The sequence below is a fragment of the Lentzea sp. NPDC054927 genome, from assembly GCF_053610285.1.
The window spans coordinates 1-13,271 of the sequence record NZ_JBSGXZ010000080.1 but is presented as its reverse complement, the minus strand read 5'-3'; the positions used below and the strand labels follow the sequence as shown (position 1 = coordinate 13,271).

The following is a 13,271-nucleotide window of genomic DNA, read 5'->3' as shown; positions in this document are numbered from 1 at the left end:
GGTGTCAACTCGACACGCTTTTCGTCGAGTTGACACCCCTGCCTGGTTGTGGCTCGCTCTGGCCCGGCTTGTGACGGGACCACCCACCCGAACCGCACCACCTACGCAACGCAACTCCGCCCAACGCAACAGGCGTGCCATCAACCCACGCACGGCGGAGGACAAGGTCCTTGATCAGATTGGCGGGGTCCGGGGCGGAGCCCCGAAATCCCTAAACAGGAACCAACGCACCCAACCCGACCACCACCGTCACTCCTTCGCGAGATCGTCCAACACACCCTGAACATCACCCGCCAACACCGGCACCAAAAACACCGCCGCCACCCGATGCTCCTTGTCCACCACAAACGTAGACGGCACCGTATTAGCCGGAATCCCCTTGAACACGTTGATAAAACTACGCGAAGAAGCGTCATAAATAGACGGATACGTCAACGACCGGCTGCGCATGAAATCCTGGGGATGAGACTTGGCAGTCTCCTTCACATCAACCCCCAGCACCTGCGTCCCGCCATCGAACAACTTCTGCATCTCCGGCGCCTCAGTCCGACAGGGCCCACACCAGGCCCCCCAAACATTGATCACCACCGGCTTCCCACCAAAATCGGACAGCCGAACGGTCTTCCCGTCCTCCATCAGAGACTCGCCTTCGAGCCCCTTGAGTTCCTTCCGGTCAGCCACGTCGTAACGGATCTTGACCTGCCCCCCAGGCGCCACCAGGTAGAAATCCCCAGCCCCGATCTGAGCCGCGTCCTTCCCCACCGTGCACCCAGAAACCAGCAACAACAACACAAGCAGCCGTTTCATGCCCCAGTCACCCGAGGATTGGTAGCCCCAACCGGCTCAGAATAAGCAATCCGAACCAACTGCTCACCCTCAAAGATCAACGAGGTCAACGAGGCGAGCGAACACTCCCGCTTCCGCGGGTCGTGCCACATCCTCTTCCCCTCCAAAAACCGCCGCACAGTCCAAATGGGCAACTGATGCGAAACACAAACCGCCTCATGCCCCTCAGCAGCGGCCCGGGCCTTCTGCACCGCCCCCAGCATCCGATGAGCGATCTCGATGTAGGGCTCACCCCAGGAAGGCTTGAAGGGGTTGACCAACTTCCCCCAATGCTGAGGAGACCGCAAAGCCCCGTCCCCGACAGCAACCTTCAACCCCTCGAACTGGTTGTCAGCCTCGATCAACCGCTCATCAGTCGCCAGTTCCAGCCGATGTGAGTCAGCGATGGGAGCAGCGGTCTGCTGAGCCCTCTCCAACGGCGACGCGACAACATGCACGATGTCGTGGTCAGCCAGGAACTCAGCCACCGTCAGGGCCTGCTTCTGCCCACGCTCCGACAACCGGAACCCGGGAATGCGGCCGTAAAGAATGCCGGTCGGGTTGTGCACCTCGCCGTGACGGAGCAGGTGGACGACGGTGCGGGTCACGAGCGGGCCTCCTTGGCGGCGCGGGCCGCGTGCGGCAGCGCGTCGGCGATCACAGCGAACTCCTCTTCACCCATGGCGGCGTTGACGAACCACGCCTCGTAGGCCGACGGCGGCGCGTACACGCCCCGTTCCAGCAGAGCGTGGAAGAACGGCGGGAACCGCCACGTCTCACACGCCTGTGCGCCCGCGTAGTTCGTCACCTCACTAGAACCGAAGAACACGCTCACCAGGTTCCCAGCGAACTGCACGCGGTGCTCGACACCGGCGTCGGTCAGGGCCGAGGTGAACAGCGCGCCCAGGCGCGTGGCGTTGCGGTTCAGCGCTGCGTAGACCTCGTCGTCCGCCGCACGCAGCGTCGCCAGGCCCGCTGCCACCGCGACGGGGTTACCGGACAGCGTGCCCGCCTGGTAGACCGGGCCGGACGGCGCGAGCCGAGCCATCACGTCCGCGCGGCCGCCGAACGCCGCCGCGGGCAGGCCGCCGGACATGACCTTGCCGAACGTGTAAAGGTCGCCGCGCACCCGCTCCAGGCCGAACCAGCCGGCACGCGAGACGCGGAAGCCGGTCATGACCTCGTCCATGATCAGCAACGCGCCGTCGGCGTCGCAGATCTCGCGCAGGCCCGCGTTGAAGTCGGACGAAGGCGCGACCGCACCCATGTTGCCCGCCGCGGCCTCGGTGATGATGCAGGCGATCTCGTCGGCGTTCTCGGCGAACGCCGCGCGCACGGCCTCGATGTCGTTGTACGGCAGCACGATCGTGTCCTCGGCCTGCGCGCCCGTGACGCCGGGCGACGAGGGCAGGCCCAGGGTCGCGACGCCGGAGCCGGCCTGAGCCAGCAGCGCGTCGACGTGACCGTGGTAGCAACCGGCGAACTTGATGACCTTGCGCCGCTCGGTGAAGCCGCGCGCGAGACGGATCGCGCTCATCGTGGCCTCGGTGCCCGAGTTGACCAGGCGCACCTGGCGGACCGGCTCGACCCGGTCGATGATCTCGGCCGCGAGGTCGATCTCACCCTCGGTCGGCGTGCCGAACGACAGGCCGGAAGCGGCCGCCTTCTGCACGGCCTCGACCACGGACGGGTGGGCGTGCCCGAGGATCATCGGGCCCCACGAGGCCACCAGGTCGACGTACCGGTTTCCGTCCGCGTCCCACAGGTGCGGGCCCTCGCCGCGCACCATGAAACGCGGGGTTCCGCCGACGGAGTGGAACGCCCGCACCGGCGAGTTGACCCCACCGGGGGTCAGCGCCGACGCGCGCTCGAACAGGGCCTGGGATCGACTCGCAGTCACGTACCCCAGTCTCACACGTCGGCTTCTGCGGCTTTCTGCGGCCGGGTGCGCACGGCCAGCACGACCTGCCGCACCGCGTCGAGGCCCAGGACCACGGCCAGCGTGATCGCTCCGGCGGCGGTGCCGAGCCAGTTGCCGTGATAGCGCGTGGAGATCAACGGCTCGCGGCCCTCGATCGGGTACGCGAGCTGCACGACGCCGCGGTTCCAGCACCACACGGCGGCGATCACCAGCAGCACGATCGCGACGAACTCACCGGCGGCGATGAGCCACCGCTTGGGCTGGTGCAGGCTCGGTCCGGCCGGCGGCGCCTGGTCGGCCTCAGCCACCGGCTCGTGCTCCGGCACCGTGTCCGTCTCTGACTCGGTTGCGGCCTCTGTCACGTCGCTCAGCCTCTCACGACCCGGCGCAGGCCCGCGAGCAAGGCTTCCGGATCACGCGCCCAGCCCAGCACCACCACTCCGTCGAGCAGCCGCAGCGGCACCGCGGTCGTCCCCTTCGGCACCGACCAGCCGCCGCCGAGCACCCGCGCACCCGTCGGCGCACCGACGTCCTGACAGGCCTCGATCATCGCGACCGGCAGCTTCTCCCGTCCGAACTGGGCTTCCTCGGCTGTCAGCACGACGCTGCCGGTCTTCACCCTGCCGTACACCCACAACACCGCGCCGAGCGTCAGCCCGAGCCCCACGATCGTCCACAGCGCCACCGACGCCGGCCCGGTGATCAGCTCGATCAGGTATCCGGCGATCGCGAACGCGGGTCCCCACAGAAGCGGCCACCAGCTGCTGCCGGACTCCCGGTACAGCACTACCGCACGAACTTGTTCGACGCCGGGAGGAACTGCAGCACCACGGCCGCGACGGTCAGCCCGATCACGACGATGCCGATCGTCACGCCCGCCTGCCACGACGGCGCCTGCAGGCCCACCAACGTGATCGCGACCATCGCCACCAGCCCGAGCATGCCGAGGATCGTGAGCAGGATCCGTGCCCAGTTGTGACCGTTGCGCAGCACCACGGCGAACGCGATGTACGGCGCGGCGGCGATGAGCATGCCGAAGCCCACCACTGCCGTCACGGCCTGCAAGCCCAGCTCAGCCGCCTGACGACCGTCGGCCGTCGAACTGGTGGCGTCCTGCGCGATGAGGTAGTCCATGTTGGTGAGCATCAGCACCGGGCCGATGGCGACGGAGAGCACGGCGGCCGCGATCCAGATCCACATCGCGGCGGTGATCGTCGGCGGCCGCGCCGGTGCCATCTCCTGCGGCAGAGCGGGAGTCATCGCCGGCATCGCGAAGCCCATGTTGTTGACCGGAGCCACCTGGTACTGGCCGAACTCCGCACCATGGCTGACGGTCGGCGCCTGCTGCCACTGCGCGGTGTCGGGGTTCGCCCAGGGGTTCGGGGCCGGGTTCTGCGGATCGGTCACTTCTCACGCACCTCCGCCAACCACTGTGCCGTAGCCGACTGCCACGTGAAGACGATTGCGGCACAGATGAGCAGAAGCGTGACCAGGCTCGCCGGGCTGATGCCGACGATCAGCAACCAGAGCATGTGGACGATCGACAGCAGCGACAACGCGATGCGCGCCCAGTTCCTGCGCCGGAGGAAGAGGCGGGTCAGCCAGCCGTAGAGCGCGGCGAAGATCACCGCGGGCACGGTCAGGGAGATCAGGAAGACGGTGACCTCGCCTGGCGGCTTTCCACTCAGCTTCTCGATCTCACCGCGCTGGAACCACAACCCGGCAGTGGTGAACAGCACGAACACCGCGAGCGCGAGCCACAGGCCGACCGCGATGCGAACCGGCCTCGGTGCTTCGTTCACGTCAGCTGCTCGCGCTCGGTCAGGTACTCGGACGACAGCCGGAAGTAGAACAGCACCAGGCCGGAGATGGCGATCAGCGCCGTCACCACGCCGAGCGTGTTCGTGAGCAGCTGGAAGAACAGCCCGAGCAGCAACGTGATCATCAGCCCGGTGCGGCTCTTCTTCAGGCCGCCGCGAACCTTGCCCGCGAACCACACCGCGAGCGCGGCGATCACGAGCGTGACCACCACCGAGACGGTCAGGATGGTGTTGACCGTCGAGGCGATCATGTCCGGCGTGATCTTCGGATCCTTGTTGGCCTGCACGCTCACGTCGATCAGTGCCTGCTTGTTCAGCAGCACGTACAACGTGGCGACCACGCCGAGCGCGGAGCCGAGGACGACGAGCCAGTAGCCCGCGTTGATCGTGCCGGGAGTGCCCGATTCCTTCGGAGACGTCACGGTCGGAACTTAGGACCGCAGGAAGGTGCTGTCCACCGTGACGCGCTTCCTGAAGTGCGCCGACTCCCGGTACATCAGCACGATCGCGGACGCGTCCAGCACGGTCGTCACGACCGTGGCACCGAGATCGACCGGCTGCATCGTCACCCCGAAGTCGGCGGCGATCCCGCTGCCCCAGGCGATCAGGCGGAACAGTCCGAACGCGACGGACGCGGCGCCGAGGACCGTGAGGACGATCCTGGCCCAGTTCCGCCCGCGCGCCATCGCGTTCGCCAGCCGCGTGTACGCGACGAGAATCACGGTCGCGATCAGCAGGCCGAACAGGATCCCGCCGTTGACGCCCGCGTCGATCTGGTCCTGGCCGAGTGCGGGGTTCTGCCTGCGCGCCTCGGACACGAGCGTTTCGCGGTCGAAGAGCTGGGCGAGGAACCGCGCCATGCCGACGCCCGCGCTGGCGATCCACAACCAGCGCGCGACGTTGATCAGCTTGGGTGGAGGTGTGGTGGTTACCGGTCGAGCCACTGCGCAGCTTCCACTGCCCAGTACGTCAGCACGATGTCCGCACCCGCACGCCGGATGGACGTGAGCGACTCGAGGATCGAACGCTCGCGCTCGATCCAGCCGTTCGCGGCGGCGGCCTCGATCATCGCGTACTCGCCGGAGATCTGGTACGCCGCAACGGGAACGTCCGAGATCTCGGCAACGGACCGCAGCACGTCCAGGTACAGCAGCGCCGGCTTGACCATGACCATGTCCGCGCCCTCCGCGAGGTCCAGCTGCACCTCGCGGATCGCCTCGCGGGCGTTCGCGGGGTCCTGCTGGTAGGTCTTGCGGTCACCGGACAGCTGCGACTCGACGGCGTCGCGGAACGGGCCGTAGAACGCGGAGGCGTACTTGGCCGAGTAGGCGAGGACGCCGGTGTCGGAGAGACCCGCCTGGTCCAGGGCGTTGCGGATGAAGGCGATCTGGCCGTCCATCATGCCGCTGGGGCCGACGACGTGGGCACCGGCGCGCGCCTGGGCCACGGCCATCTCGCCGTAGACCTCGAGGGTCGCGTCGTTGTCGACGGCGCCCTCCGCGGTGAGCACGCCGCAGTGGCCGTGGTCGGTGAACTCGTCGAGGCAGCAGTCGGACATGAGCACGGTGCTGTCGCCCAGCTCCGCGCGCAGGTCGCCCAGTGCGGCGTTGAGGATGCCGTCCGGGTCGGTCGCGCCGGAACCGACGGCGTCGCGCTCGGCCGGCACGCCGAACAGCATGATGCCGCCGACCCCTGCCTGCACGGCCTCGACCGCGGCTTTGCGCAGCGACTCACGGCTGTGCTGCAGGACGCCGGGCATGCTGCTGATCTCGGAGGGCGCGGCCAGGCCTTCCTTGACGAACATCGGCAGCACGAGCTGCCTCGGGCGCACCTCGGTCTCGGAGACCAGGCGGCGCATGGCGGGCGTCGTGCGCAGACGCCTCGGCCGGTGAAGTGGGTACACGGCGGGACTCCCTGACTGAAGAGAGTCGAAGGGGCCACTCAAAGGATCTTGAGTGGCCCCGACGGCTTGGTTGAACTAGCTGCGGCGCAGACGCTTGGTCTTGCGCGGAGGAGGCAGCGCTCCCTCGGCGCGCAACCGGGCGGCGTGGGCGGCCAGCGCGTCGACCAGCGCGGGCACGTTCGCCTCCTCGGGCTGCACGTCGACCCGGAGGCCGAACTCCCGCGCCGTCTCGGCGGTCTGCGGGCCGATGCACGCGACGAGCGTGCGGGCGTGCGGCTTGCCCGCGATGCCGACCAGGTTCCGCACGGTCGACGACGAGGTGAAGCACACCGCGTCGAAGCCACCGGACTTGATCATCTCGCGGGTGTCGGCGGGCGGCGGGGCCGCACGGACAGTGCGGTACGCCGTCACGTCGTCGATTTCCCAGCCACGCTCACGAAGGCCTGCGGCCAGCGTCTCGGTGGCGATGTCGGCCCGCGGCAGCAGCACGCGGTCGACCGGGTCCAGGATGTCGTCGTAGGGCGGGAAGTCGTTGAGGAGACCCTCGGACGACTGCTCACCGGACGGCACGAGCTCGGGGATGATGCCGAACGAGCGCACCTTCGCGGCCGTGGCCTCGCCGACGCAGGCGATCTTCACGCCGGAGAACGCACGAGCGTCCAGACCGAACTCGCGGAACTTCTCCCACACCGCGCGAACGGCGTTGGTCGAGGTGAAGACGACCCACTGGTAGCGGCCGTCGACCAGACCCTTGACCGAACGCTCCATCTGCGCGGGGCTGCGCGGCGGCTCGACCGAGATCGTCGGCACCTCGACGGCAATGGCGCCGTGCGAGTGCAGACGCTCGGACATCGCGCCGGCCTGCTCCTTGGTCCGCGGGACCAGCACGCGCCAGCCGTAGAGCGCCCGCGACTCCCACCAGGAGAGCCTCGAACGCGCGGCGGCGGCGGCACCGACCGTGACGACCAGCGGGCCGCCCATCTCACCGGCGTCGGCCGCGACAGAGGCCAGCGTGGTGTCGATGGTGCGCTGCTGGAATCCGGTGCCTTCGGCGGTCACGGCGACCGGGGTCTGCGGCGCGAGGCCGTTCTCGACCAGGTTCGACGCGGCCTCGGCGAGGTGCGAGCCCGTCGCGTGCAGGACGAGCGTGCCGGGCGCGGCGGCGAGGCCTGCCCAGTCGCTCACCGAGCGCACGTCGACCTCGGTGTGCACGCCACCGAGCGCGACACCCGCGTAGGCGGGAACCGCGGTACCGGAAGGCACACCGGGAACGACGTCGAACGGGATCGTCGACTTCGCTACGGCCTGCGCTTCCTTCACGACGGAGTCGAGGGTGAGCGGGTCACCCGCGACGAGGCGAACGACGGTCGCGCCGTTCTTCGCCTCCGCGACCAGGTCCTTGGCGACGTCGGCGGCCTCGCCGACAGCGGGGCGGACCTCGACTCCCTCGGGCACGGTCGCGAGGACGTCCGAAGGGACGTCCGGGTCGGTGACCACGAGTTCAGCCCTGGTGAGCAAGTCGTGGGCCCGGACCGTGAGCAGCCCGGTGTCGCCTGGGCCGGAGCCCACGAAGGCGATGCGTCCGGGGGTCTTGCGTGCGCGGGTCATCAGGGCACTCCCCATCGATTACGCCTCTGGGCCGCTGAGAACGGCGGCCCCGAGGTCGAGCAACTCGGCGGCCAGCGCACGGCCGAGTCCCTCAGCTTCGGTCAAGTCACCGGTGGCGGACGCACGGAGGAGATCGTTCTCCGGCGTCGCAGCGACCCCGCGCAGGGAAAGCCGATACACGACCTTCCCCTCGTCGTCGAGGTCTTCCACCACATCGGCCAGCGCGCCGACCGGCGCACTGCAGCCCGCCTCGAGTGCGGCCAGCATGGCGCGCTCTGCGGTCACAGCGGCCCGGCTGGCCGAATCGTCCAAAGTGGACTGGATCAGGTGCTCGGCGTCGACGTCGTCGACCCGGCACTCGACTGCCAACGCACCCTGTGCGGGTGCGGGAAGCATCTGGATGGGCTCCAGGTTCTCGGTGATCTCGCTCGTGCGACCGAGACGCGCGATGCCGGCCCTCGCCAGCACCACGGCGTCGAGCTCACCGTTGCGGACCTTGCCGATCCGCGTGTCCACGTTGCCCCGCAACGGAACGATGTCCAGCCCGAGGCCCAACGCCTCCAGCTGAGCGGCACGGCGCGGGGATCCGGTGCCCACAGTGGACCCCGGCGGCAGCTCGCCGAGCGTGAGACCGTCGCGCGCCACGAGAGCGTCGCGCGGGTCTTCGCGCTGGGGCACCGCCGCGAGCACCAGACGCTTGTCCGGTGCGGTCGGGAGGTCCTTGTAGGAGTGGACGGCGACATCGATCTCGTTGTTGGCGAGCGCGTCGCGAAGAGCCGACGTGAACACGCCGATGCCGATCTGCGCGATGGGGGCGTCGGAGAGGTCGCCCGGCGTCTTGATGACGACGATCTCGACCTGCGCTCCAGCAGCCTTCAACGCCTCGGCCACGGTCCCCGTCTGTGCGAGCGCCAGTGCGCTGCCTCGGGTACCGATCCGTAGGGTGCGGGTCACCGCGTTTCACCATCCACAGAAGCTTGCTTGGTCTGACTGACAACCCCAGGCGTCTGGGGGTCGAGCCCGAACAGTTCGCGGAGAGCCTCCGCGTAGCCGGTCCCACCAGGTGCGGAAGCGAGCTCCTTCACCCGGACGGTCGGCGTGTGCAGGAGCTTGTCTACAACGCGGCGCACCGTCTTGGCCAATTCACCGCGTGTCGCGGGGTCCAGTTCGGGAAGTCGCGAATCAAGACGGAGCAGTTCGGCGTCGACCACCTCGGCCGCCCGCTTGCGCAGGGCCGTGACGGTCGGCGTGACCTCGGCGGACCGCTGTCCGGCGAGGTAGGACCTGACCTCGTCGGCGACCAGCGTGGCCGCCAGGCGGGCGTCCTGGCCGGCGGGCGCGTCCGAGAGCCGTCGCTGGAGCGTTTCCAGGTCCACCACACGAACGTTCGGCAGCTCGGCCGCGGCCGGGTCGACGTCCTTGGGCAGGCCCAGGTCGCACATGACCAACGGCCGTGAGCGCTTGCTGATCATGTCCGCGCGCACGACCGTGTCGACCGACCCGGTGCACGCGAAGACGATGTCCGCGAGATCGATCTCGACGGCCAGCGCGGAGAGGTCGACGGCCGTCGCGGGGACGCCCTCGGCCTTCAGCGACGTGGCGAGACGCACACCGTTGGCCTGCGTCCGGTTCGCGATGACGACTTCGCCGACGCCCGCCCTGCGCAGGTGCGCGGCGGCCAGGCCACCCATGGCACCGGCGCCGACGAGCAGCGCGCGCTTGCCGACGAGCGTGCCCAGTTCGGCCTCGGCGTCACCGAGGGCCTCGGACACGACCGACGCACCCGCGTGGTCGATCCCGGTCTCGGCGTGCACGCGCTTGCCGACGCGCAAAGCGTTCTGAGTGAGCTCGTGGACGGTCTTGCCGACGGTGCCCGCCTCGTCCGCCGCCGCGTACGCACCGCGCAGCTGGCCCAGGATCTGGGACTCGCCGACGACCATCGAGTCGAGGCCCGCAGCGACCGAGAACAGGTGTTCCACGGCAGCGGCGGCGTAATGCACGTAAAAGTTCTCGTACAGCGACTGCGGGTCGACCTGAGCGTGCTGCGCGAGCACCTCGACGACCTCGGACATGCCGCCGTGGAACGACTCGACGACGGCGTAGACCTCGACCCTGTTGCAGGTCGACAGGACCATCGCCTCGGAGACGCTGGGGGCGGCGAGCAGCTGACCGAGGACCTTGGGCAGGTTCGGCTCGGCCACGGTGACGCGTTCGAGGACCGGGACTGGGGCGGTGCGGTGCGACAGACCGACTACGAGCACACTCATGTACTCACCACGTCTGCCGGAGCCGTCTGGCTCACGCTCACGGGCGAATCACCATCCCGTCCACACCGAGTCCGTTGTTGCCGACCGAGACGCTGGCAGCCTCGTCCGCACGTCGAGCGACGTGGAACGACAGGATCTGCATCTCGACCGCCAAGTCAACCTTGCGCACCTCGACGTTGTCTGGAACTTGAAGGACAACTGGTGCAAAGTTCAGAATGCACTGGACGCCCGCAGATACCAAACGGTCGCAAACCGACTGAGCGGCGGGCGGCGGCGTCGCGATCACGCCGATCGAGACCTCGCGTTCCACGCAGACCGCGGTGATGTCGTCGATGTGGCTGACGGGAATGCCCCCAACAGGGATTCCGACGAGATCCTCGTCCACGTCGAAGAGCGCTGTGACCGGGAACCCACGGCCGGGGAACCCGCCGTAGTTGGCCAGAGCGTGACCAAGGTTACCGATGCCGACGACGGCCACGGAGTGGTTCCGGGTGAGCCCGAGGATGCGCTCGATGTGGCTCACGAGGACCTCGACGTCGTACCCGACACCCCTCGTGCCGTACGAGCCGATGTAGCTCAGGTCCTTGCGAAGCTTGGCCGCGTTGACCCCGGCGGCCTGACTGAGCTCTTCGCTCGAAACAGCATTGATGCCCTGGTCGGCCATGCCGGACAGCACGCGCAGATAGACAGCGAGCCTGGCCACCGCCGCCTCGGGAATCGCACGAGCGCGCTCCCTGTCGGCAGGCTCCAGAGGGGTGGTGGTCGTCTCACCTTCGCCCCGCTGTGATGCCACGCTCTCCGACCTCCGGGTGTGCCTCACCGCAGTGACCCCGCGGCGTTGGTGATGAACACACCGTACCGCTTGTGAACGCATGCACAAAGTCGGCGCCCAGCCGTCACACCGCTGGTCACAGGGCGTGACCAGCACCGGAGCGCCACATGATCACTACGGGGTGACCCCCGGGCCCCGGCAAAGTCGCTTCTGCTGGTGGCGTGTGCAAGTACTACCAACCCATGATCGAACCGCCGCTACCTACACCCAACTCGGCAGCGATGCGTGGCTCGATCGGTGCCGCCGCAGGACGGGACACGACCAGTTGGTAGTAGGAAAGTGCCTGTTGATGTTGAGTTGGTGGTACTTGCACACGCCATCAACGCAGGCCCGACGGCCACCGCACGATCACGGGTCCCGTTCACTCGACCGTAAAAGAAATCGAATGCCATCCAGTGGCGCCGTCAGGAACCGGATCGAGCCGCGCTTGGTCCTGGGTATATCCGCTCTTGTCCGTCGCACGGCATTCGACCGAATGGTTCCCAGGCCTGAGATCCATCTCGATCCGCCACATCCGCCACGTGCTGTCGCTGACGTCCGCCCCGAGCTCAGCCTGCTGCCAAGCCCCACCGTCAGCCCGGACCTCGACCTTCGCCACCCCCGTGGGCTGAGCCCACGCAGTACCGGCGACAACGGTCTTCCCCTGCACCTTGCCCAGCCCCTTGGGCCGATCAATCCGGGACATCGTCTTGATGGGCGCCCTGGTGGCCCACCCTCGCGGAATCCAGTACCCCTGATCCTTGGCGAAGGTCGTCACGTTCAAATCGGTGACCCATTTCGTAGCCGACACGTACCCGTACAACCCGGGCACCACCAGCCGCGCCGGAAACCCGTGCTCAGCAGGCAACGGCTCACCGTTCATCCCGATCGCGATCATCCCGCGCTCCAGCACGTAGTCCAGCGGACTACCAGCCGTGAACCCGTCGTCACTCGTGCTGAACAGCTGGTCAGCCCCGGCCTTGACCCCGGCCTCCCGCAACACGTCACCGATCTTGATCCCGACAAACCTGCCCGTACTTATGTACGGCCCACCAACCTCGTTCGACACACACGCCAACGTGACCGTCTCCTCAACCAGGTCCCGCTGCCGAATCTCCTCGAACGTCAGCACCATCGGCCGCTCGACCATCCCGTGCACCCGCAGCGCCCACTCCTCAGCCCGAATCCGAGGCACGCTCAACGCCGTGTCGATGCGATAAAAATCCTTGCCGCTAGTCACAAAACTAGGCGTCCCGTCCTTCACAAAATCCGCGCCGATCGGCACCTCAGGCGCCTTGACCTTGGGCGTCAGATCCCCGACAGCCTTCCGAGACCCTTCAACATCAGTCCGATTGCCAAAAACCTGCCCAACCACACCAGCAGCCACCGCCGCCCCAGCCGTGATCAAGAACCCCCGCCGAGACTCGCTCTCCTTCGTCTCCGCATGCAGGTACCGAAACACGTAAAACCCAGCCGCCAGACTCGCCAGCGGCGCCAGCACAGCAAGCTGCCCAACATCCGGCCTGGTAACCACCGCAACGATCCCCACGACCCCCAGCACCACCGCCACCACGGACCCCGGCGTAGCGCTGTCCCGGCTCGCCAGCCCAGCCGCCACCCCAACCCCTGCCAGCACCAGCCCCATACAGCTGAGCAGCACGAGCTTGTCGTTCGTCCCAAAGGTCGTGACCGCAAAGTCCTTCAACCACGACGGCGTCAGATCGATCGCCGCGTTGCCCACCGCGAGGTAGGGCGAAGCACTGAGCCCCACGAAGGCAGCCACCAGATGCCCAGCCGCAAGAGCAGCGATGATCGCAAGCAGACCGGTGAGCGCGGCCTTGACGGGCTTCATACCCCTAATACGACACCCAACTGCCCCTGGTTCGCTCAGGTCGTAAGCCCTCGGTAATCACCCAGGCCACGGCGGCCCACGCCGATGCCGCAGGCGAGGCCCCAAGCGAAGCCGCAGGCGAGCAGTCCCGATGGCGAAGCCGAGGTGTCTTTACCGCTTGAAACGGGAGGTTCCGGTGGGTGGTCCCGTCACGAGTCGTGCCTCAGCTCTTGCTGCATCTGAGGAGGGGTGTCAACTCGACACGCTTTTCGTCGAGTTGACACC

Annotated in this window: 15 protein-coding genes; all 15 read right to left on the bottom strand. The window is 67.9% G+C overall.

Annotation, left to right across the window (positions count from 1 at the left end; all coding sequences use genetic code 11):
- Window positions 1–249: 249 nt before the first annotated feature.
- Complete coding sequence (locus ACWGE0_RS44990) at window positions 250–807, bottom strand: TlpA family protein disulfide reductase (RefSeq protein WP_452266979.1); 558 nt, start codon at window positions 805–807, stop codon at window positions 250–252.
- The gene (locus ACWGE0_RS44985) at window positions 804–1,433 is read right to left on the bottom strand and encodes a histidine phosphatase family protein (protein ID WP_452266978.1); all 630 of its coding nucleotides are present in this window, start codon (window positions 1,431–1,433) and stop codon (window positions 804–806) included. The genes ACWGE0_RS44990 and ACWGE0_RS44985 overlap by 4 nt, the downstream gene beginning before the upstream one ends.
- Complete coding sequence (hemL, locus tag ACWGE0_RS44980) at window positions 1,430–2,725, bottom strand: glutamate-1-semialdehyde 2,1-aminomutase (protein ID WP_452266977.1); 1,296 nt, start codon at window positions 2,723–2,725, stop codon at window positions 1,430–1,432. Before hemL ends, ACWGE0_RS44985 begins: the two co-directional genes overlap by 4 nt.
- Before the next feature lie 11 nt (window positions 2,726–2,736).
- Entirely contained in the window at window positions 2,737–3,108 is a 372-nt protein-coding gene (locus ACWGE0_RS44975) for a hypothetical protein (RefSeq protein ID WP_452266976.1), read from the bottom strand.
- 5 nt (window positions 3,109–3,113) lie between these two features.
- A complete protein-coding gene (locus ACWGE0_RS44970) occupies window positions 3,114–3,533 on the bottom strand; it encodes a hypothetical protein (RefSeq protein ID WP_452266975.1) in 420 nt (139 codons plus the stop codon).
- On the bottom strand, window positions 3,533–4,153 hold the full coding sequence (locus tag ACWGE0_RS44965; RefSeq protein ID WP_452266974.1) for a hypothetical protein: 621 nt from the start codon (window positions 4,151–4,153) through the stop codon (window positions 3,533–3,535). The genes ACWGE0_RS44970 and ACWGE0_RS44965 overlap by 1 nt, the downstream gene beginning before the upstream one ends.
- Complete coding sequence (locus tag ACWGE0_RS44960; RefSeq protein WP_452266973.1) at window positions 4,150–4,548, bottom strand: hypothetical protein; 399 nt, start codon at window positions 4,546–4,548, stop codon at window positions 4,150–4,152. The genes ACWGE0_RS44965 and ACWGE0_RS44960 overlap by 4 nt, the downstream gene beginning before the upstream one ends.
- A complete protein-coding gene (locus ACWGE0_RS44955) occupies window positions 4,545–4,988 on the bottom strand; it encodes a hypothetical protein (protein ID WP_452266972.1) in 444 nt (147 codons plus the stop codon). Before ACWGE0_RS44955 ends, ACWGE0_RS44960 begins: the two co-directional genes overlap by 4 nt.
- A gap of 9 nt (window positions 4,989–4,997) precedes the next feature.
- On the bottom strand, window positions 4,998–5,510 hold the full coding sequence (locus tag ACWGE0_RS44950; RefSeq protein WP_452266971.1) for a hypothetical protein: 513 nt from the start codon (window positions 5,508–5,510) through the stop codon (window positions 4,998–5,000).
- Entirely contained in the window at window positions 5,495–6,469 is a 975-nt protein-coding gene (gene hemB / locus ACWGE0_RS44945; RefSeq protein WP_452266970.1) for a porphobilinogen synthase, read from the bottom strand. The genes ACWGE0_RS44950 and hemB overlap by 16 nt, the downstream gene beginning before the upstream one ends.
- Window positions 6,470–6,544: 75 nt before the next feature.
- Window positions 6,545–8,077 carry a uroporphyrinogen-III synthase gene (locus ACWGE0_RS44940; protein ID WP_452266969.1) on the bottom strand — a complete coding sequence of 511 codons (1,533 nt, stop codon included), beginning with the start codon at window positions 8,075–8,077 and terminating at the stop codon, window positions 6,545–6,547.
- A gap of 18 nt (window positions 8,078–8,095) precedes the next feature.
- Window positions 8,096–9,031, bottom strand: coding sequence for a hydroxymethylbilane synthase (gene hemC, locus ACWGE0_RS44935; protein WP_452266968.1), 936 nt, complete (start codon window positions 9,029–9,031; stop codon window positions 8,096–8,098).
- Complete coding sequence (locus tag ACWGE0_RS44930; protein WP_452266967.1) at window positions 9,028–10,344, bottom strand: glutamyl-tRNA reductase; 1,317 nt, start codon at window positions 10,342–10,344, stop codon at window positions 9,028–9,030. Before ACWGE0_RS44930 ends, hemC begins: the two co-directional genes overlap by 4 nt.
- 37 nt (window positions 10,345–10,381) lie before the next feature.
- Window positions 10,382–11,218: a redox-sensing transcriptional repressor Rex gene (locus tag ACWGE0_RS44925; RefSeq protein WP_452266966.1), complete on the bottom strand. Its 837-nt coding sequence runs from the start codon at window positions 11,216–11,218 to the stop codon at window positions 10,382–10,384.
- Between the two features lie 319 nt (window positions 11,219–11,537).
- Window positions 11,538–13,007, bottom strand: coding sequence for a molybdopterin-dependent oxidoreductase (locus tag ACWGE0_RS44920; RefSeq protein WP_452266965.1), 1,470 nt, complete (start codon window positions 13,005–13,007; stop codon window positions 11,538–11,540).
- Between the last annotated feature and the right edge of the window lie 264 nt (window positions 13,008–13,271).